The sequence below is a fragment of the Natrinema sp. 1APR25-10V2 genome, from assembly GCF_031626495.1.
GTDB lineage: Archaea > Halobacteriota > Halobacteria > Halobacteriales > Natrialbaceae > Natrinema.
Genome location: NZ_JAMQOJ010000007.1, coordinates 322,197 through 342,416 on the forward strand (window position 1 = coordinate 322,197; position 20,220 = coordinate 342,416).

Genomic DNA, 20,220 nt, shown 5'->3' on the forward strand with positions numbered 1-20,220 from the left:
TGAGTTATACGGTCCGGTCACGGTCCTCCTTAAACAACACGGCCGCCGACGGCTGCATCTAGAAGACTTTCACCAGGCGGGTAGTGAACCGTCCCGTCCGCACCTGCGTCCAGCCCCGGAGCCGGTCGTCGAGTTCGGCGTCGGCGGTATCGACGCGCAGGGAATCGATCCCGTCCAGTTTCTCCCCCGACGCGACGACGGCGATTTCGTCGGCTCGCCGGATCACCGGCGGCGAGATCTGGTGATTTCCCCGACCGAAAATGAATCCCTGACCGCCGATCGGCGAGACGACGACCGTGATCGGCTCCGCGAGGACCGCGAGGATCTCCGACTCCGACGCGTCGCGGGCGAGGACCTCGCCGGGCCGACCAGTCGAATCTCCGTCGCCCCCGCTCTCGGCTGACCCGCCGGCCTCGGTATCTGAGGCGGCCCGCCAGACGTCGACGCCCAGCGGCGACGGGTCGATGCCCAGTTCCGTCTCGATCGCGCCGACGGTGCTGCCGGGACCGAAGACGTAGGTTCGGCCCGGTTCGACCTCGCGAGCGAAACCGGCTGCCAGCGAGTCGACGCTGCCGCTCGAGACCTGCTTGCCCGACTGCACGTCCGGCGCGACGGGAACGGGCACGATAGCCTGCAGTTCCGTCCGGACCTCGCCCTCGCGATAGGCGTCTTCGTCGATGTCGTTGACCTCGCGGGCTTCGACGCGGTCGAACTCGGCGGCGATTCGGCCCGCGTCGGCCGGCGTCACGCCGAACACCGAGGAATAAATCTTGACGCCCGCCGGCACGCCGAGCATCGGCGTCTCGTCCGCGGCCGCCTCCTCGAGCACGGTCGCGACGTCGACGGCGGTCCCGTCGCCGCCGACGAACAGGACGAGATCCACGCCCCGCTCGAGCAAGGCACGGACGGCCGCGCGGGTGTCGGCTGCCGTCGTCTCCGCCGTCGCGGGATCGGCGACGCTCGCCGGCCCGTCGACAGCGGCGTCCGCCGCAGTCGCTGGATCGTAGACGACTGTAGGCTCGTAGCCGGCATCCCGCGCCGCACGCTCACCCATCACGCCTGCGGCCGTGTAGACGGAGAGATCGGGAGCGCGCCGGTACAACGATCGAAGCGCCTCGCGCGCCCGCTCCGGGGCTCGCGGCTCGGCACCGCGACGGCGCGCCTCCTCGAGTTTTCCGTCGGTTCCCTTCAGCCCGACCCGACCGCCCATCCCCGCAATCGGGTTGACGACGACACCGATGGACTCCATACCGATCACTGGGCGCGCCAGCCGGAAAGCCGTATCGTGTCCCGTTCGGTGCGATTTCGTCGGGCTCGAGGCTCACCAGGGGAGTCGGTGGGACCCCTCTCGCTCCGCGGTCGACGCAACCGACGAGCGAGCGGTGACTGACGCGATTTCTGAAGGATTAAGGGGGACGGGGACCGATCGGCGATCATGAACGCACTGCACGCCGCCGTTCTCGCGACGGAAACGGAACTGCCGATGACCGTGGTCGGCTGGGGCGCACTCGTCCTCGGTCTCATCGTGACGATCGCCTGGGTCGCGTATCTGTACCGCTAGCGCTCGTCGTTCGGCGAGTCGACCCGCTCGCGGAGCCACGCGGCCGCTTCCTCGACCGTCGTTTCGTCCGTACTCCTGAGTTCGAGCCGAACCGACTCGCCCGGATAGCTCCCGATGGCGATATCGAACCGTTCGCGAACGTCGGCGATCCGATCGAGCAGCGCGCTCTCCGGTTCGTCGGCGATCACCGTCTCCCGATAGGTCGGCGTCCCGGCGAACTCGTCGGCGATCGTCTCGAACATCGCCTTCATCTCCGTTGGCACGCCGGGGAGGACGTAGACGCTCTCGAGGGCTGCGCCGGGGGCGACGCCCGCCTCGTTGTGCAGCGCTCGCGCCCCGGCCGGAAGCTCCGTCGTCCCCGAGGCGAGATCGCCGCGCGCGTAGCCGTTTTCCTCGAGCCAGGCCAGCGCGGCGTCGTGTTCTTCGACCGAGCGCCCGAGCGCGGCCGCGACGCCCTCCATGGTGAGATCGTCGTGAGTCGGACCGAGCCCGCCGGTGACGATGACGGCGTCGTACTCGGCGCGGTACTCGTTGACGACGCGAGCGATGTCGCCGACGCGGTCCGGAACCGTCGTGACGCGCTCGACCGTGACGCCGCGGTCGTCGAGTTGCTCGCAGAGCCACGTTGCGTTCGTGTCCGTCGTTCGTCCGGCGAGCAGTTCGTCGCCGACCGTCACGACCGCGACTTTCATACCGCGTCGTTCGAGCCGGGTCCTCAAATGCGTCTCGCTCGCCGCGCCATCGGGGTCGACCCAATCGTCGCGTCTGCGGAGTGACACCATTCGAGTAATCACACATAAAAGATACTCTCGATAACCACAAGATTCAATTCTGATAATTGGTAACGAGAGTACTATGTCTCGGAGTCGGACACAAGAAGACGACGCGGATTCAGCTGCAGTCCTCTCCGCGCTGGGGAGCAAATACAGCGCTGAAATCCTCTGTGCCGCGGGGACGCCGAAATCGGCGCAGGCACTGAGTGAAGCGATCGAGATTCCGATCGCCACCTGCTACCGCCGGATCGAAGAGCTCGTCGACGCCGGACTGTTAACCTGCGAGGGGCGGCAGCTCTCCGACGAGGGGCGACGAACGAACATCTACCGGCGAACGCTCGACGAGATCGAGATCGACTTCTCGGACGAGGCGCCCGAGTTCTCGCGAAAACGCCGTACCGAGGCCAAAAACAGGCTCCAGGATCAGCTCGAGGACTGAACGACTACGGCCGGCGCGGTGAAAACGCAGCTATCCGGGTCACGGGTCGCTTCCCCGTGGATTCTCCGAAACATTAGAACGTCTACACTATTTATCCCTCCCCAGCCGTTTCCGTAGGTTGCATGTGGGAACTCGGCCCCGATGCGGACGAACCGGAGTGGAAAACCGTCGAAACGCCCTTTTCGAACGATCTCTTCGAAGTCGTAAGCACCGTCGCCGGCCCCTACGCGATCGGTGATGGCGGCGTCATCGTCGCCAATCGCGGCAACGGCTGGGAGACGATCGTCGAGGACGGCCCGAACGTCAGAAGCAACCAGCTCCGCGGAATGGACGTCACCGACGACGGCCGCCGGATCTGGTTCGCCGGCTCGAGCGGTGCGATCGGCTGCTACGACATCGAGACGCGCCGGAAGTTCGACTACTCCTATCCCAAGGAGATGACGAGCACGTGGGAGGGGCTCGCCGTCTCCGGCGAGACCGGCGACGAGAAACTCCTCGTCGCGAACGGCTCCGGGGAGATCCTTCCCGTCACGGTCCACGGCTTCGACGTGAACTGGGGCGTGACGAGCAAGCCTAACGATCAGGGATCGAAAGTCGCCGGGCTCGCGGCCTCGCCCAACGGCTACGGCTACGCCGTCGATACGAGCGGGAACGCGTTCAAGACCACGGAAGACGACGGCTGGGAAGGCATCGGCATCGTCAACGCGCAGGTGAAATTCTACGACGTCTGGGCGGGCGAGAACGAACGCGTCTACGTCGCCGCCGGCGACGGCCGCGTCTACCGGTACGACGACTCGTACCAGAGCTGGACACCGATTCGGGTCGGCGAGAAGTCGCTCCGCGCCTTCGACAAGTACGGCGATCAGCTGGTCGCCCTCGGTGACGCCGGCGCCTTCTACCAGCGCATCGACGGCGGCGAACGGTGGGAGAAACGACACACGCCGACCGAGAGCGTTCTCAACGACGTCGCGCTGGGGGAGCCGGACGTCGCGGTCGGCAAGAGCGGCCTCGTCATCGAACGCCCCCGCGGCGCACCCCGCGACGCGCGGTCCAGCGCCGACGGTGACAACTTCGACGGCCGCGGCGAGAGCTACGATCCGAGCGACGCCGACACCGAGGGCACCGACGCGGACTCGAGCAACGGGGCCGGCTCCGAGTCCGCGGACGGGACGAGCGAGGCCGGGACCGGCGACGGGTCCGGGGGCTCCGGATCCGTCGCTACCGGCGATTCGAGCGGGTCGCCGTCGGACGGCAGCACGAACGAATCCGGATCTGACGGCGACTCGAGCAGTTCTTCGGACGCGTAACCGAGGGCCGGATCACTCGGCCGTCGACTCGAGGACGAGCCCGTTTTCGCAGACGGCGACGTGCGGTGAGCCGGCGAGAACGCCGTGGACCGTCGCCGTGCCGTCCCAGTCCGTTTCGCGCCGCGTCCCGCGTTCGCGAACGCGAAGCAAGCCGCCTTCTCGGCCGACCAGCCGCGTCGATCCGTCTACGTCCAGACACTCGATCCCGGCGTCACCGAGCGAATGCGGGGTCCAGCCGCCGGTCTCGTCGCGTTCGTAGAAGCGGCCGTTACCGCCACCGACGACGAGCGTCGACGCCGACGCGGCGGCCGCGTAGAGACTGTCCTCCGCGTCGGCGATACCGATCCGATCCCGGCCCGACGGCGTCGTCTTCCAGACGGCTCCGTTGCCGTCGACGCCGTAGCCGTACCCCGATTCGTCGGCCGAAAGCGCCGTGATCGCGGTTCCGTCAGCGGGGGTCGTCCGCCGATCCCACGCCGGGTTCTCTCCGTCGACGGTGCCGGGGAGGGCGACGCCGTTGCCGTCGGCCAACAGGAGCTTTTCCGAGGCGCGGTCGTCCGAGACCGCCAGCGCGTGAAACGTCACGTCCATACCGTCGGGCCTCGAGCAATCGACTCGGCGGCCGCTCTCGAGGTCGAAGTAGCCGACCGCACCGCCCGTTCCGCAGAACCAGATTCGGCGGCCGTCGTCGGTGGCCGCGACCGCGCGAAGCGTCTCGCCCCGTGCACCGGGGCCGTCCGGCACGATGATTCCCCAGGAGCCGTCGGCCGCACGACCGACGACCGTTCCGCCGTCGCCGACGGCACAGGGTCCGTTGGCCGTGCCAATCACGTCGTAGACGGTCCCCTCGGCCGGCGCGTCGACGGCCGTCCACACGAGCGGTTCGTCCCCATCGTCCTCGAAGTTCCACATAGCCCCCGTTGGCACTCACCACGCAAGAGGCCCGGACATCACTCGGATCGTCTAGGTGTCCGCCAGCGGGCAGCGTCCTCGTGCGCAGCGTCGACATCCCCCGGGAGCGCGACGACGCGCTCGACGCGAGCGCCGACGATCCTCCAGATTTAAGTATTCTCGAGAGAATACCGGTGTGTGACTGAACGCATAGAAGGTCGGCCGAGCGAGGGGACCGTCGACGCGCCCCGCCGCGACGAATCCGTCGTCGGATCCCAGCGAACCCTCCACGTCGGGCGGGATCGCCCGATCCGGATCAGCGCTGGCCACCGGATACAGCACCACGACGGCAAGTGTTCGCGGCCCCACGGCCACAACTACGAGGTCGCCGTTTCCGTCTCCGGCCGCCTGACCGAGGAGGGATGGATCGCCGACAAGGGTGATATTACCGAGGTAATAGACGAGTGGGATCACATGTTCCTACTCGAGGCCGGCGATCCGCTGATCGAAGCCTTCGAAGCGGCCGGCGACGACGACGCGCTCGTCGTTCTCGAGCATCCGCCGACGGCCGAGGTGATGAGCGTCGTCCTCGAGCGGAAACTCGCGGCCGCCCTCCCCGAAACGGTCACGGACGTGTCCGTCCAGGTGAGCGAAACGAGCGAACTCTGCGGGGGCGGCGAGATCTGAGATGCCGGTTTCCGATTCGGTCGACCTCGGATCCGAGTCCGATTCGAGCGCCGAGGACGCGCCCGACGGCCTGCCGATCAACGAACTGTTCTCCTCGCTGCAGGGCGAGGGGATCCTCGCGGGCGTTCCGTCGACCTTCGTCCGCACGAGCGGCTGCAACCTCCGCTGCTGGTTCTGCGACTCCTATCACACCTCCTGGGAGCCGACCCACGCGTGGCTCGGGCTCGAGGAACTCCTCGCCGAGATCGAGGCCCACGACGCCGACCACGTCGTGCTCACCGGCGGCGAACCTCTGATCCACGAGGAGAGCGTCGCGTTGCTCGAGGCACTCGACGACCGGGGGTATCATACCACCGTCGAGACGAACGGGACGATCTATCGGGACGCGCCGATCGACCTCGCCTCGATCAGCCCGAAGTTAGAGAGCAGCACGCCGACGGCCGAGCGCGATCCCAAGGGAGATGGCGAGTGGGCACAACGCCACGAACGCGACCGGATCGATCTCGAGACGCTCGCTCGGCTGGTCGAGGACTACGAGTTCCAGCTGAAGTTCGTCGTCACCGACGGCGACGACATGCCGGAGATTCTCGATCTCCTCGCGGCCCTTCGAGGGGCCGCTGCCGCGCCGATCCGCGACGACGACGTGCTCCTGATGCCCGAGGGGGCGACCCGCGAACGCCTCGCCGAGACCCGAACGCGGGTCGCCGACCTCGCGATGGAGCACGGTTTCCGATACACGCCGCGACTGCACGTCGACCTCTGGAACGACGCGCCCGAAACGTGATTCAGTAGCTGCATATGACACCACCCACCGACTCACCGACCGACGAATCGACCGCGAAACGCGCCGTCGTCCTCCTCTCCGGGGGCATGGACAGCGCCACCGCCGCCGCCGAGGCCCGCGACCGCGGCTACGAGATCTACGCGCTCCACACCTCTTACGGGCAGCGGACCGAAGACCGCGAACTCGAGTGCGCCCGCCGCCTCGCCACCGAATTCGACGCGGCCGACTTTCTGCAAATCGAGACCGGCCACCTCGCGGCGATCGGCGCCTCGAGCCTGACCGACGACGAGATGGAGGTCGCGGCCGCCGACCTAGAGAGCGACGAGATCCCGACCTCCTATGTCCCGTTCAGGAACGCGAACCTGCTCGCGATGGCGGTCTCATACGCTGAGGCAAACGACTGCGAGGCGGTCTTCATCGGGGCCCACAGCGAGGACTTCTCGGGCTATCCCGACTGCCGACCCGAATTCTTCGAGGCCTTCGAGAACGTCGTCGACGTGGGGACGAAACCCGAGACCGACGTTTCGATCGAAGCGCCGTTCGTCGACTGGTCGAAGACCGACATCGCCGAGCGCGGCGTCGAACTCGCGGTCCCCTACGAGCACACCTGGAGCTGCTACCGGGAGAACGAACCGGCCTGTGGCACCTGCGACGCCTGCGCCTTCCGGCTACAGGCGTTCCGGAACGTCGGCGTCCGCGACCCGATCGAGTACGCAGAGCGGCCGTCGTACGCCGACGGCGAGCCGTAGAATCCTTAACAAACAGACACGTCGTACCGACGGGTGGTGCCCTCCCGATGCGACACTGGTTCCGAGACGACGGCGGAGACTGGCAGTTTCCGGACGGGCGTCGCGGCGAGTTCGTGGTCTTGCTCGTCGCACTACCCGTCTACGGTTGGCTCGTCCACGCCGACACGGGATTACCTCGTCCGACCGATCATCCGTGGCTGGTGCTCCTCGGCGCGTGCTGTGGCTTGCTGTACGCGACGTACTATCGAGACGCCATCACCGAGCGCGTTCCGGACTGGGCCAGCGGCGGGCAACTTCTCTCGCTGTTACTCGGCGGATTCGGGCTCAACGTCCTGAAATTCGTCCATCTCACCGATCCGGTCGGGCTGTTCGTCTTCGTCGGGGGCTGGACGATCCTCTGTATCTACGCGGTCCGGCTCTGTTCGCCGGTTCATAGGGGCCTCGAGCCGCCCCGACGCGGCGCGGATACGCCGCCGGCGATCGACACGGTGGAGACGGGGCCACCGGCCGACGCGAACGGGAGCGGGTGACGAGTGCGTTCGGGACACCGCCGACTCGAGTCCGTCGATCACTGCTCGGTGGCCGTTCGTCGACGGAGCCACTCGAGGAGGAGCGCGCCGCCTGCGACGCTCGTCCCGGCGGTGAACCCGGGCGACGCCTCGCCGTCGCCACCGCCGTCGCCTGGCTCGTCGCCCTCGGCTCTGATCGCGACGAGGGAGTCGCCGCTCGCGTAGACGGTGTCGTCCACGACCGCGAGTTGACGCGGCGTCGCGTCGGTGTCGACGCGCCACTGGCGGCTCCCGTCGGCTCGGTCGAGGGCGGCCACGCCGGCCGCGTCACCTACTTTCTCCAGCCCCGCGTAGACGGCTTCGGAGCCCACGACCGCGGACGCGATCGAACCGACGTCGGCAGACGGCTGCCAGACGGGGTCGCCGGTCGGCTCGTAGCCGGCGACGGTCGACCGGTCGGCGGCACCGCTCCCGGTCACGGCGTACACGCGGTCGTCGGTGAGGACGTCGAGCGAACGGACGGGAACCGACGAGCTGCGCTCGCCGGTTTCGGCGTCGTAGATCGTCACCGTGTCGTCTCTGACGACGGCGACGACGCCGTCGGCAGCGATCGGACGGCCGGAGAACGTGCTCGACCGCCAGTCGTCGACCGCGTCCGTCCACCGCTCGGCCCCCGTTTCGACCCCTCGAGCGAACAGCCGATTGTTGCTCACGGCGAAAACGGTCCCGTTCGCGACGGCGACGGGCTCTCGTTGCAGGGGATCCCCTCGTTTCTGCCCGTCCTCGGTCGTCATCGGCTCCGGATCGAACCGCCACCGTCGCTCGCCGCTGCGTGCCTCGAGCGCGTACAGGACTTTATCGGCGACGACGAACACCAGTCCGTTCGCGACGACGGGTACCTGATTCGTCTCGTAACCGAGTTCGTTCTCCCGCCAGCGGAGGTCACCGGTCGCGGCGTCGAGCGCGACCACGTCCGGATCCCGTTCCCTCGTCGTGACGAACACCGTCTCGTTGGCCACCGCCGGCGATCCGGCGACGGCCGCCGCCTCTCCGCTCGCAGTCGAGATCTCGGTTTCCCACTCGGGCGACCCGTCCGTCGCGTCGATCGCGTGTACCGACCCGTCGTCGGTCGCGAGGTACGCCGTCCCGTCGACGACGGCGAACCGACCGCCGTGGTCGTACGTCCAGGCGACAGCGACCGGCGACTTCGGTCCGGTCGCGTCCGGAACGAAGCCCGTGTTTCCCGGATCGCCGCGGACCGACGACCAGCCGCCGGCGCCGTCCCCCGATTTCGCGGCCGCTCCCGCCCCGGTCACCGCACCTGTCCCGATCGCGACCGCGGTCCGCAACACGTTCCGTCTCGCGTACTCGCTCATGTTCGCTTCGGCCAGTCGCCGTCGATCGCCGTTACTATCGGTTCGGTAATACCGTCCCGGCCGGAAAACGCGAGAGAGCGATCGGTTCGCCCAGTGAAACGGTGTCCGAGAAACGAGTCCTCCGCCGGCTATCGACCCGTATTCACCACGCCGCCTCGAGGATGCCCTCGATCTCCTCGACGGTCGGGTCCAGCCCCGGCGGCGCGTTCGCCATGAACGCGTCGTCGAGGACCGCTTGCGCCACGTCGGAAAACTCGCTCTTCTCGGGGCCGTCGACGTCCCGAAGCCGCGTGGGGAGGCCGAGCGCGTCCCGGATCTCCGCGACCGCTTCGACGACTGCCGCCGGCCCATCCGCGGCCTCGCCGACGCCGAGTGCGTCCGCGAGCATCCCCGCCCGGGCGTCCACGTCCTCCTGGTCGAACAGGTACTCGAGGACGTGCGGGACGACGATAGCGTGGGCAGCCCCCTGCTGGAGGTCGCCGGTCCGCGTCAGCCCGTGGCCGAATGCGTGGACGATCGAGGCCGTCGTCTCACCGGGTCGGGAGATCCCGTACTGGACGAGGACGATCCCCTCGAGGATCGTCTCAAACGTCTCAGTGTCGCGGTCGCCGTCGCCGAACGCGCGGAAGCCGTCCTCGAGTTTCTCGAGGCCGTGGCGGGCCGTCGCGTCGGTGATCGGCGTCGCGTTGCCGGCGTAGAGCGTCTCGATGCCCTTGTCGAAGCCGTTCATCGCCGAGCCCGCGAGGATCGCGTCGGGCGTGGTCGCGACGAGTTCCGGATCGTAGAACGCGGCCGCGGCCATCAGCCCCGGATCGGAGATGCCGCCGCCGAGTTCCGCCTCGACCGGGCTCGAGTCGGGCGCGGCGGTGACGCCGGCGACCATCGAGAGGTCGGCACCGGCGAGCGTCGTCGGGACCGTCACGATCGGTATCAGCCCCTCGTCGGGGACCGAAATCGTCCCCCGCTCGGCGAACTCCGCGGCCACGTCCTCGTGCGACCGATCGCCCGCCGCGAGGACGCTGATCACCGCCGCGACGTCGAGGCTGCTGCCGCCGCCGAGGCTGACGAGCACGTCCGCGTCGGCCGCCTCGAGCGCCTCGCGGCCGTCGACCGCCGTCGCGAGGCGTTTCTTCGGCGTCGTCTCGTCGAAAACGCCGGCCAGTCGGTCCCCCAGCCCCTCCCTGACAGGGTCGATCACTTCGGGCGTGCTGCCGACGGTCGATCCACAGACGATCAGCGCGCGCTCGAGTCCCCGTCGCTCGAGTTCGGTCTCGAGGTCGTCGACGCAGTTCGATCCGAATCGGATCGTCGACGGGTGGTACTCGAACCGAAACGGCGCGTCGCGCTCCCCCGCGGGAGATCGTGTCATGGAGGACCGTACGCCCGGATCGCTGTTAAAAGCGAGAGTCCCGGCCGGCTGGGGTGGTCTTCGGCGATCGGTCGCTCGAGTCGAACCGCTCGGAGCGGATCCGATCGTCTCGCCCGGCACCAAGTGACCTACCCGTTACTGGCCGAATTCACGCGGCGGGGTCTGCAGCGGACAGCGTGAACGAGAACGTCGATCCCTCGCCGGGCGCGGACTCGAGCCAGATCTCGCCGCCGTGGCGCTCGACGATGCGCTCACAGAGTGCGAGACCGATGCCGGTCCCGTCGTACGTCTCGCGGCTGTGGAGCCGCTGGAACACCTCGAAGACGCTGTCCTGGTTTTCGGGAGGGATGCCGATGCCTTCGTCGTGGACCGAGACCACGTACTCGTCGCCGCGTCGCTCGGCGTCGACGTGGACACGCGGCGGCTCGTCGCCGCTGTATTCGAGCGCGTTCGACAGCAGGTTCTGCAGGACCTGCCGGAGCTGACTGGCGTCACCCTCGACGCGAGGCAGCCGTTCGGTCGTGATCTCGGCGTTCGTCTCCTGAATCTGGAGTTGCAAATCCTCGATCACGTCTTCGAGGACGGCATCGAGGTCGATCGGCTCGAGGGGCTGGCCCCGCGTTTCGACGCGGGAGTACTCGAGGAGCGCGTCGATCATCTCGCGCATGCGCTCGGCCCCGTCGACGGCGTACTCGAGGAACTCCTCGCCGTCCGCGTCGAGCTCGTCGGCGTACCGGCCCTCGATCAGTTGCAGGTAGCTCGAGACCATCCGCAGGGGCTCCTGCAGGTCGTGGGAGGCCGCGTAGGCGAACTGTTCGAGCCGTTTATTGGACTCCTCGAGCTGTGCGATCGTCTCCTCGAGTTTGCGCTGGTTCGCCTTGCGCTCGGTGATGTCCTGCGCCATCGTCACGCCGGCGAAGACGTCGCCTCTGTTGTCGGTGACCGGGACAGCGTGCAACACCCATTCGCGGCCGGCGTACGTGAGCTCGACCGACCGTTCTTCGCCGTTCAACGCGGCCTGAAACGCCGGCTGGAGCGTGTCGGCGACCTCGTCGGGCCAGACCTCGTCGAACGTCCGTCCCTCGAGATCCGCGGGCTCGACCGGGATTCGGTCGAAGCCCTGGCCCGCGGCCAGCGTGTACTCGAGGTCGTGGTCGAACAGCGTGACGAGCCCGTTCGGGAAGTACTCCGCGATGGTCCGGTAGCGCTGCTCGGACTCCTCGAGTTCGCGTTCGCGTTTCTTGCGCTCGGTGATGTCGCGATCGGAGACGACGATCGAGACGACCCCGCCGTCGTCGTTCGTCACCGGTCTGAAGACGCCGTTTAACGTGTACTGTTCACCGCCAGGCCGGGTGAGATCGGCCTCGAAGTCGACGTACTCGCCGGCCGCCGCGCGCTCGGTCCACTCCCTGACGTCGTCTCGGATGCCATCGCCCTCGCCCCACCAGGGCGTCTCCCAGAACGGTTCGCCGGTCACCGCGTCGAGGTCGGCGTCGACGTACTCCATCGCTGTCCCGTTGATGTCGAGCACCGTCCCGTCGGGCTCGAGGAGGCCGACGAGGATGTTCGGGTCCTCGAAAATCGCCTCGAACCGCCGCTCGGTCCGCTCGAGTTCCCGTTCTCGTTCCCGGCGTTCGGTCACGTCTCGGAAGTACACCGAGATGCCGGTCTCGGAGGGATAGAGGTTCGCTTCGACCCGGAAGTCGAGCGTGTCGTAGTAGAGTTCGTAGCTGGTCTGTTTCTGTTCTTCCAGGGCCGTGTGGAAGGCGTCCCAGATCTCGTCGATCTCTGCCGCAGAGGGGAAGACGTCCCAGAGTTTCTCTCCGAGCAGTTCCTCCTCGGAGTGCTGGAGGAGTTCCGCCGCGCGCTCGTTGACGTGCGTGAACCTGAACTCGTCGTCGACCGCGTAGAACGCGTCGGAGATTCGCCCGAGGATGCGCTGGAGTTCGCTCTCGAGTTCCTGCTCGCGTTGCCGCCGGCCGGTCATGTCACGAGTCACCTTCAGATAGCCCCGGTGGTTCCCGTCGTCGTCCCGCACTGCGGTGATCGTGACGTTCGCCCAGAATCGAGTGCCGTCCTTCCGGAGCCGCCACCCCTCGTCCTCGGTGGAGCCGTGCTCGGTTGCGGCCCTGAGATTGCGCTCGGGGACGCCGGCCCGCCGATCCGCCTCGGTGTAGAACGTCGAGAAGTGCTCGCCGACGATCTCCTCGCGGTCGTAGCCCTTGATGCGCTCTGCACCCTTGTTCCAGCTGGTGACGCGTCCCTCGGAATCGAGTCGGAAAATCGCGTACTCCTCGACGGCGTCGACCAGCGACTGAAACGCCTCCTGGCTCTCCTGCAAGGCGCCTTCCGACCGCTTTCGGTCGGTGATATCGTAGTAGAGTTCGATCCGACCGCCGGCGTACTGCCCCGAGGTAATCGGTTTGCTCTGATACTCGAGCCACCGTTCCTCTCGGTCGCCGTCCGCGGCGACCCGACACTCGAGACGGTCGATGTACTCGCCCTCGTCGTACGCCGTCAGGACGGTGTCGGTGAACGAGTCGGGCTCGGCGAACGTCCCCCGCAGGTAGTCGTCGATCACGGTCCGCTTGTCCCGGCCGACGACCGCTTCGCGGTCGAGCCCGAGGTACTCCTCGATCGTCTCGTCGAGCCACCTGACGTCGAAGTGCTCGTCGAGGACGAGGACGCCGATGTTGGCCTCGTCCAATACGTCGGTGATCGACTCGTAAGACGGCTGCGCCGACTCGAGCGTGTTCGCTTGCGGCGTCTCCGAACGGGCTCGCGCGACGCCGATCGTCCCCCGTAATTCGTCGCCGTCGACAAGTGGGGTGATCCGAAGTTCGCAAGGAACCGTGTCGCCGTCGGCGGTTCGGACGCCGAGTTCGAAGGGCGAAATCTCGTCGGTTCTCGCCGCGACGTAGTCGTGTAGTTCGGCTTCGATCGTTTCGATATCGGTCCCATCCAGCAGGAGAGAAACGTGTTCGCCGCGAAGTTCGCTTCGGGAGTACCCCGTCAGCTCGGCGATCGCCTCGTTGACCGCGACGAAGTTCCCGTCGGCGTCGAGCTGATAGAGCCCGTCGTCGATGGCCCCGACCAGCGTCCGATATCGCTCGAGCGCCACCTCGTCGTCGGCGTCCCCCCAGAACACCTCGCCGGTGGCGTTCGATCGTGTACTCATGCTCTGGTGGTGGCCATTCAAAGGGATAAAACCCCCGACGGGCGAAAGCGCAACGAAGCGACGGCGGCCCGGCTCGAGCGCTCGATGCAGCCTACCCGTCGCGGCCGACCTGCGACGCGACAAACGGCGGACGACCAGGCGATCGCGGCTCGCGTCACTCTCCGCTCGCGTCGACTGTCGGTCCGTCGAAATCGGGCAACTGCGCTTCGATTTCCTCGCGTTCGTTCTCGAGTCGCTCTGGCAGGGTCAGCCGCTCGCCGAGTTCGTCGAGGGGCTCGTCTTCGGTGAAACCGGGCCCGGTCGTCGCCATCTCGAAGAGGACGCCGCCGGGCTCGCGGGTGTAAATCGACTGGAAGTACTTCCGGTCGATGACCGCAGACGGGGAGAGTCCCGCGTCGGCGTAGGCCTCGCGCCACCGTTCTTGCTCTGCGACGCTCTCGGCCACGAAGGCCACGTGGTGGACCGTGCCGACGCCCATCCGGCCGCGGCCGGCGTCGGTCTCGACCAGATCGACGATCGAACCGGGGCCGCCAGTCGCGCTCCGGTAGCGCCGTCTACCGTCGGCTTCGGCCTCGAGTTCGTAGCCGAGCACGTCCGTCAGGATCGTTTCGGTGGGCCCGAACTCGTCGACCGCCAGCGTGACGTTGTAGAACCCGCGGAGCTGGTGCTCGGTCGGCACCGGGCCGTCTTCCCAGGGAGTAGCGGCGGTTTCCGCGTCAGCTGCTACCAGTTCGAGTCCGATCCCATCGGGGTCCGCGAACCGGAGCACCGTCTCGTCGAACCGCTCCGTTTCCTCGATGTCGATGCCCTCGGACTCGAGGCGATCGCGCCAGTAGTCGACCGACTCGGCGGGAATCGCGTAGGCGGTCGTTTGCGTCTGGCCGGCGCCGAACTGACCCTCCCGACCCTGATCGGTCCACGGGAAGAACGTGATATTCGTCCCGGGCGAGCCCTCCCCGTCGCCGAAGTAGAAGTGATAGGTGCCGGTATCGTCGTGATTGACGGTTTTCTTGACGAACCGCAGGCCGAGCGTGCCGACGTAGAAGTCGGCGTTGTCCTGCGGGTCGCCGGCGATCGCCGTCACGTGGTGGAGTCCGGGCGTGTTCGGTGACATTGACGGTTCTAGGGACCCACCGCTTGAACCGTTTGCTCGCGTTCGTGTCACCCGGAGACGCGGATGTTACCGGGACCGATCGGCCCCGCTCGAGCTCGATCCGACCCTCCTCGGTCGGGGCCGGCTCGGCAACCGACGTTAACACCTAGCAGATAGAACGGGATGCTATGGGCTGTCCATACCTCGAGTACCGCGACGGATCGGACGACCCCGACCGGGAGCCGTTCGACGAGCCGCGGGCCTACTGCACGGCGGCCGATCGATTCGTCCAGCCGATGCGGGCCGATATCTGCAACGACCGCTACGACCTCGTCCACGACCGCGACTGCGAGATCTACCGTGCGCACGCCGACGAGCAGGGCGCGGACGGCGACGCGAAGTCAGCGGGAGGTGACGACGCGTGACCTACAGCGACTTCCTCGCCGGCGACCCCGTCATCGTCACGGCGGCGCTGACCGGCGGCGTCCAGGGCAAGGAGACGACGCCGCACCTCCCGGAGACACCCGAGGAGATCGGCAAGGCGGCGGCGAAAGCGGAGGCGGCCGGCGCGTCGGTGGTCCACGTCCACGCGCGCCGGCCCAACGGCGAGCGCACCTTCGCGACCGAGCGCTTCCAGGAGATCGACGACGCGATCCGCCGGTACGCCGACGACGTGATCATCCAGCACTCCACCGGCGGAACGGGCGCGCCGGACGCGGACCGCCACCTCCCGCTGCGGACCGATCCGCCGCCGGAGATGGCCTCGCTCGACATGGGGCCGCTGAACCGTTACGATCACCTCACCAGCGAGAACACCCGCGGGCTGGTCGACTCGCTCCACGAAGAGATGGTCGACCGCGGCATCAAGCCCGAACTCGAGGTGTTCAACGACGGCCACATAAACGAGACCCACGGCCTGCTCGAGCGCCGCGACCTCGCCGAGCCGGTCTACGCGACGCTGATCTTCGGCCCCGGCACGCTGACGCCGCCGCGGCCGCGGAACTTCCTGAACGCGATCGACAACCTACCGGAGGGGGCGCTGTTCAACACGCTCGGCTTCGGCCGCCACCAGTTGCCGTTCGCGACGATGGGGCTGCTGTTCGGCGGTCACGTCCGGGTGGGGCTCGAGGATAACGTCTACTACCGACAGGGCGAACTCGCCGAGAGCAACGCGCAACTGGTCGAGCGCGTCGTCCGGGTGGCCGAGGAACTCGGCCGCGAAGTCGCGGAGCCGTCGCAGGCGCGGGAGATCCTCGGACTGTGAGCGACCTGAGGTGCTCGCGGATAGTGGTTCACGATGAGGACGTGCTCTCACTCCGCTTCTGAGCGATAAGATTAGCCGCATCTAATTATATTGGCTTGCAGTCCCGATCTGGAGACGTTCGTGTGCACCGGTCCCTCCTGTGGCAGTGTCTCCCCGACAGCCTCTGACCTCTAAACCGACATCGTCCCCTACGAGCTGCTGTTCGAGGGCTGCCACAGTCTCGGCACTCGGTAAGCGAGTTATCGATGGCGATATCGAGAACCCAATATTTGTCTAGACTCAATCAAAGTTTAGACGCATCAAATTCTTATGGTTGGCCATCGAAGCGCCAGCTATGAGAAACGGAAAATCGGATCGAGGTGACGTCAATGACATCAGTAGAGTACGATAACGCAGCGGCAATCACGGAACGGCTCGAGCAGCGACTCGTCGAGGCACTCGGCGGTGAAACGAACGTTAGCCGACGCACCGTACTCGGCGGACTCGGCGTCGCCGGGAGTGCGGCGGTCGGGATCAGGGCCAGTCAGACGGGTGCCGGCGCCGGCGACGATGACGAGGACGACCACGGTAACTTCGGTGCCGTCGACGAGTATCGGAACACCAATTTCGATCCTCACGAGTTCCTGTCGACGTTCAACACCGGAAAGAGCGGCCAGGACGCCGTCCCGCAGCGCGTGTACACGGAAAACGGGCGAACCGTTCGAGAGTTCGAGTTCACCGCAGTCGACACGACGATCACGATCGCGCCGGGTATCGAGTTCCAGGCCTGGGCGTACAACGGGCAGGTTCCGGGACCGACGATCCGCGCCGTCGAGGGAGATCTCGTCCGGGTGAAATTCGAAAATCTTGGGCGGCACGCACACACGATTCACCCCCACCTCAAGAATCTAAACCCGAAGATGGACGGGATTCCACAGAACGGGCCCGGCGTGCTCGAGACGGGTGAGTCGTTCACTTACGAGTGGATAGCCCAACCCGCCGGCGTACACTTCTATCACTGCCACTCGCTACCGTTGAAGGAACACATCCATCGGGGCCTCTACGGGACGATCATCGTCGACCCGGACCCCGAACGAGTCAGGGAGGCCCCGGCCGATTACGTGACCGATCACCCGAGCCAGATTACCGACGCGATGGTCGAGGACCTCGTTACCGAAGCCAAGACGCGCAACCACGAGTACGCCGAGAACAACGCCGTCAACGAGATGGTGATCGTGATGAACTCGTTCGATACCAACTTCGACGGCGGAAACGAGGTGTACGCGGCGAACACGCGCGCCTTCGCGTACGGTGTCGGTGAGACTGACGCCGAGGGGAACTGGACGGCTGGCGAGACGAAACGCCCCATCCAGATCGACAAGAACGAGCGACAGCGGGTGTATCTCGTCAACGCGACGGAGTTCGACATCATCAACTCGTTTCACACCCACTCGCAGTTCTTCGACTACTACGATCACGGAACGACGCTACTGCCGACTCGACAGACCGTCGATACGATCATGCAGACGCAGGCGCAGCGCGGTATCATCGAACTCGATTACTCCGATCACGACCCTGGCCTGTACATGTTTCACGCTCATCAGTCGGAGTTCGCCGAACTCGGCTGGATGAGCTTCTTCGAGGTGGTCTAAATGACGGACGAGACACCGGAGACGACGGCCGACGGTGGCGTCCCGGCTGACGAGATGAGCGGCCAGCCGCTCGGCGTCCCGCGATGGGTCTCCGCGCTGCTCCCGATTGCGTTGCTCGTGCTCGTTCTGGGCGTCTTCGCGTTTACCGCCCCGCTTGCAGGGGTCCAGAGCGGTGAGCCCCTTCCCGACGTGTCGGTCACGCACACGACACTTCCGGACGACGAGACGGTCGTGTTACACGTAACCAACAACGGTCCACAGGAGGTCACCATTTCGCAGGTACTCGTCGACGAGGCCTACTGGGACTTCGAGGTGAACGGCGCCGGGGGCGACCGGACGCTCGAGCCGATGGAGAGTGCACGGATCGAAGTCCCGTACCACTGGAATCCGGGTTGGGACCTCGAAACTACGCTCGTCCTGTCCGACGGAGCCACGGTTCACCACACGATCGTCGCGCCGAGTCAGTCACCCGGGTTCAGTGTCGGCCTCCTCGGGACGCTGGCGCTGATCGGGCTCTTCGTCGGCGTAATTCCCGTCGCACTCGGGATGCTCTGGTTCCCCTACATGCGATCGATGAGCGATCGGTCGCTCCACGCCGTGCTGGTATTCGCGGCAGGTCTCCTCGCGTTTCTGGCGATCGACGCCGGATTCGAGGCGTTAGAGTTGGCCGAACGCGTTCCGAGTGCCTTCGAGGGAACGGCGCTCGTCGCTCTCGGTGTCCTTGGAGCGTCCTTCTCGGTCCAAGCGGTGAGTGCCTGGCGCGCGGAGCGCGCCCGTTCCGCCGATTCGAGCGCGAACAGCGGACTCTGGGTCGCGTATCTAGTCGCACTCGGAATCGGTCTCCACAACCTCGCGGAGGGGCTCGCCATCGGCAGCTCGTTCGCGCTCGGTCGCGTCTCGCTCGGCACGTTCCTCATCATCGGATTCATGCTCCACAACGTGACCGAAGGGCCGGCGGTCGTTGCGCCGGTTGCGCGCGACCGGCGCCCGGCGTGGTGGCACTTCGCGGCACTCGGTCTCCTCGCCGGCGCGCCGGTCATCCTCGGCGGATGGATCGGGAGTCTGGCTTACTCGCCGACGATCGGTGCGTTCTTCCTCGCGATCGGCGTCGGCGCGATTCTGCAGGTCGACTGGGAGATCGCCCGGATGGTTCGTGATGCGGGTGGACGCGTGGGAAGCACCGCGAATCTGCTGGCCTTCCTGGTCGGCTTCGGCGTGATGTACGCGACCGACCTCTTCGTGGCCCTGTAAGACAACCACACGTCGCCACCGTATCCCATGCCATCCAACGCCTATAATCGCCGGACGGTCATCCGTCGTAGCGGTGCAGCACTCGTAGTGATCGCTACCGCCGGGTGTCTGAACGGACGGACATCGTCCGATCGGACTATCAGGATGACCGGCGACTTCGGGTTCGACCCGGAGATGACGACGATAGAAACGGGACAGACCGTAACCTGGGTGAACTCGAGCGACGTCGATCACACGATCACCGCCTACGAAGCCGAAATCCCCGACGGGGCCACGTACTTCGCGAGCGGTGGCTTCGAGTCCGAACGCGCTGCGAGAGAGCGACTGAGCGAGGGGCTCGTACCACCCGATAGCGAGTACGAGCACACGTTCGAGACGGCAGGAACGTACGAGTACTACTGTGTCCCCCACGAGAGTTCCGAGATGGTCGGGACAGTGCGGGTCGAATAGTCCCCACCGAGCCGCTGGTCGGGCTCGAGACGGAACAGGCATCATCGCCACCGTTCCGCGGTAGAACGGGATGCTCGTTCGAGCGACCGCTCGGCTGCCGGATCGAGTTCGCGGGACACCCAAACGATTAGCCGGGCACCCGATGATAGCACCGATATGGGTCTCTTCGACGCACTGCAGGTGGAGTCCGGCGTCGTCGCCGTCGTCGGCGCGGGCGGCAAGAAGACGACGCTGTACGCGCTGGCCGCACGAGCCGCCCGTGAGCGCTCGAATCGAGCAGTCGTAACGGCGACCGTCCGGATCCCCATCTTCGATCGGGAGGTCGAATCGGTGACTGTGACCGACGACCCGGTCGCAGCCTGCGAGCGCGCCGAATCGTGGCCCGTCGGCGTCGTCCCGGGCCGCGAGGGCGAGGACCGGTATCTGGGCTACGATCCCACCGTAATCGACGACATCGCGGCGGCCGACGCCGCGGATCTCGTGCTCGTCAAGGCCGACGGCGCGCGGATGCGAGAGTTCAAGGCCCCGAACGACCGCGAGCCACAGCTCCCGCAAAGCACCGACACGGTGGTGCCGATCGCGAGCGTCGGAGCCGTCGGAAAACCGCTCGCGTCCGAGCACGTGCACCGGCCGGAACGGGTGGCGGCGATCACCGGGCGCGATCGCGGCGATCGGATCCGACCCGTCGACGTGGCTCGCGTCCTCGCGAGCGACCGCGGCGGGCTGAAGGGGGTGCCGGACGGAGCGACCGTCGTCCCGCTGCTCAACAAAGTCGACGACGCCGAGCAGCGGGCCGTCGGCGAAGAAATCGCGACGGAGGTACTCGAGCGAGCGCCTCCAGTCGAGCGGGTCGTACTGGCGCGGATGATCGGCGACGAGCCGGTGGTCGACGTGCTCGAGGGGTAGTG

General features: G+C 66.8%; 20 protein-coding genes. 13 read left to right on the plus strand and 7 right to left on the minus strand.

The window, feature by feature from the left end; all coding sequences use genetic code 11:
* Nucleotides 1-58 precede the first annotated feature (58 nt).
* The gene (locus NDO75_RS22115) at nucleotides 59-1,249 is read right to left on the minus strand and encodes an ATP-NAD kinase family protein (protein WP_310908784.1); all 1,191 of its coding nucleotides are present in this window, start codon (nucleotides 1,247-1,249) and stop codon (nucleotides 59-61) included.
* Nucleotides 1,250-1,435: 186 nt separating this feature from the next.
* Here NDO75_RS22115 and NDO75_RS22120 point away from each other — a divergent pair, with 186 nt between their 5' ends.
* The gene (locus NDO75_RS22120; RefSeq protein WP_310908785.1) at nucleotides 1,436-1,561 is read left to right on the plus strand and encodes a hypothetical protein; all 126 of its coding nucleotides are present in this window, start codon (nucleotides 1,436-1,438) and stop codon (nucleotides 1,559-1,561) included.
* On the opposite strand, the gene NDO75_RS22125 is transcribed toward NDO75_RS22120, so the two are convergent.
* The gene (locus NDO75_RS22125; protein ID WP_310908786.1) at nucleotides 1,558-2,253 is read right to left on the minus strand and encodes a molybdopterin-binding protein; all 696 of its coding nucleotides are present in this window, start codon (nucleotides 2,251-2,253) and stop codon (nucleotides 1,558-1,560) included. The two genes, NDO75_RS22120 and NDO75_RS22125, sit on opposite strands and share 4 nt — an antisense overlap.
* A 163-nt stretch (nucleotides 2,254-2,416) precedes the next feature.
* Here NDO75_RS22125 and NDO75_RS22130 point away from each other — a divergent pair, with 163 nt between their 5' ends.
* Together NDO75_RS22130 and NDO75_RS22135 are read left to right on the plus strand one after the other, a co-directional pair.
* The gene (locus NDO75_RS22130) at nucleotides 2,417-2,773 is read left to right on the plus strand and encodes a helix-turn-helix domain-containing protein (protein ID WP_310908787.1); all 357 of its coding nucleotides are present in this window, start codon (nucleotides 2,417-2,419) and stop codon (nucleotides 2,771-2,773) included.
* Nucleotides 2,774-2,895: 122 nt separating this feature from the next.
* A complete protein-coding gene (locus NDO75_RS22135) occupies nucleotides 2,896-4,080 on the plus strand; it encodes a hypothetical protein (RefSeq protein WP_310908788.1) in 1,185 nt (394 codons plus the stop codon).
* A gap of 12 nt (nucleotides 4,081-4,092) precedes the next feature.
* Here NDO75_RS22135 and NDO75_RS22140 read toward each other — a convergent pair whose 3' ends face one another.
* A complete protein-coding gene (locus tag NDO75_RS22140; protein ID WP_310908789.1) occupies nucleotides 4,093-4,992 on the minus strand; it encodes a hypothetical protein in 900 nt (299 codons plus the stop codon).
* Nucleotides 4,993-5,181: 189 nt separating this feature from the next.
* On the opposite strand from NDO75_RS22140, the gene NDO75_RS22145 reads away from it, so the two are divergent.
* The 4 genes from NDO75_RS22145 to NDO75_RS22160 are packed head-to-tail and all read left to right on the plus strand — an operon-like array spanning nucleotide 5,182 to nucleotide 7,721.
* Nucleotides 5,182-5,658, plus strand: a complete 477-nt coding sequence (locus NDO75_RS22145) for a 6-pyruvoyl tetrahydropterin synthase family protein (protein WP_310908835.1) — start codon at nucleotides 5,182-5,184, stop codon at nucleotides 5,656-5,658.
* 1 nt (nucleotide 5,659) lies between these two features.
* Nucleotides 5,660-6,442 (plus strand): 7-carboxy-7-deazaguanine synthase QueE, encoded by a 783-nt coding sequence (locus NDO75_RS22150; protein WP_310908790.1) that lies wholly within the window; start codon nucleotides 5,660-5,662, stop codon nucleotides 6,440-6,442.
* 14 nt (nucleotides 6,443-6,456) lie between these two features.
* Complete coding sequence (gene queC, locus NDO75_RS22155) at nucleotides 6,457-7,191, plus strand: 7-cyano-7-deazaguanine synthase QueC (RefSeq protein ID WP_310908791.1); 735 nt, start codon at nucleotides 6,457-6,459, stop codon at nucleotides 7,189-7,191.
* Between the two features lie 47 nt (nucleotides 7,192-7,238).
* Nucleotides 7,239-7,721, plus strand: coding sequence for a hypothetical protein (locus NDO75_RS22160; RefSeq protein ID WP_310908792.1), 483 nt, complete (start codon nucleotides 7,239-7,241; stop codon nucleotides 7,719-7,721).
* Between the two features lie 38 nt (nucleotides 7,722-7,759).
* On the opposite strand, the gene NDO75_RS22165 is transcribed toward NDO75_RS22160, so the two are convergent.
* The 4 genes from NDO75_RS22165 to NDO75_RS22180 form a co-directional block, all read right to left on the minus strand.
* Nucleotides 7,760-9,076, minus strand: coding sequence for a PQQ-binding-like beta-propeller repeat protein (locus tag NDO75_RS22165; protein WP_310908793.1), 1,317 nt, complete (start codon nucleotides 9,074-9,076; stop codon nucleotides 7,760-7,762).
* 142 nt (nucleotides 9,077-9,218) lie between these two features.
* Complete coding sequence (locus NDO75_RS22170) at nucleotides 9,219-10,445, minus strand: iron-containing alcohol dehydrogenase family protein (protein WP_310908794.1); 1,227 nt, start codon at nucleotides 10,443-10,445, stop codon at nucleotides 9,219-9,221.
* A 148-nt stretch (nucleotides 10,446-10,593) separates the two neighbouring features.
* Nucleotides 10,594-13,623: a PAS domain S-box protein gene (locus tag NDO75_RS22175; protein WP_310908795.1), complete on the minus strand. Its 3,030-nt coding sequence runs from the start codon at nucleotides 13,621-13,623 to the stop codon at nucleotides 10,594-10,596.
* Nucleotides 13,624-13,777: 154 nt separating this feature from the next.
* The gene (locus tag NDO75_RS22180; protein WP_310908796.1) at nucleotides 13,778-14,737 is read right to left on the minus strand and encodes a ring-cleaving dioxygenase; all 960 of its coding nucleotides are present in this window, start codon (nucleotides 14,735-14,737) and stop codon (nucleotides 13,778-13,780) included.
* A gap of 167 nt (nucleotides 14,738-14,904) precedes the next feature.
* Here NDO75_RS22180 and NDO75_RS22185 point away from each other — a divergent pair, with 167 nt between their 5' ends.
* The 6 genes from NDO75_RS22185 to yqeC all read left to right on the plus strand — a co-directional run bounded on the left by NDO75_RS22185 (nucleotide 14,905) and on the right by yqeC (nucleotide 20,218).
* Nucleotides 14,905-15,141 (plus strand): hypothetical protein, encoded by a 237-nt coding sequence (locus NDO75_RS22185; protein WP_310908797.1) that lies wholly within the window; start codon nucleotides 14,905-14,907, stop codon nucleotides 15,139-15,141.
* Complete coding sequence (locus NDO75_RS22190; RefSeq protein WP_310908798.1) at nucleotides 15,138-15,980, plus strand: 3-keto-5-aminohexanoate cleavage protein; 843 nt, start codon at nucleotides 15,138-15,140, stop codon at nucleotides 15,978-15,980. The genes NDO75_RS22185 and NDO75_RS22190 overlap by 4 nt, the downstream gene beginning before the upstream one ends.
* Nucleotides 15,981-16,348: 368 nt before the next feature.
* Complete coding sequence (locus NDO75_RS22195; protein ID WP_310908799.1) at nucleotides 16,349-17,611, plus strand: multicopper oxidase domain-containing protein; 1,263 nt, start codon at nucleotides 16,349-16,351, stop codon at nucleotides 17,609-17,611.
* Complete coding sequence (locus tag NDO75_RS22200; protein ID WP_310908800.1) at nucleotides 17,612-18,862, plus strand: metal transporter; 1,251 nt, start codon at nucleotides 17,612-17,614, stop codon at nucleotides 18,860-18,862.
* A gap of 144 nt (nucleotides 18,863-19,006) precedes the next feature.
* On the plus strand, nucleotides 19,007-19,312 hold the full coding sequence (locus NDO75_RS22205; RefSeq protein ID WP_310908801.1) for a plastocyanin/azurin family copper-binding protein: 306 nt from the start codon (nucleotides 19,007-19,009) through the stop codon (nucleotides 19,310-19,312).
* A gap of 156 nt (nucleotides 19,313-19,468) precedes the next feature.
* Complete coding sequence (gene yqeC / locus NDO75_RS22210; protein ID WP_310908802.1) at nucleotides 19,469-20,218, plus strand: selenium cofactor biosynthesis protein YqeC; 750 nt, start codon at nucleotides 19,469-19,471, stop codon at nucleotides 20,216-20,218.
* Nucleotides 20,219-20,220: the final 2 nt, after the last annotated feature.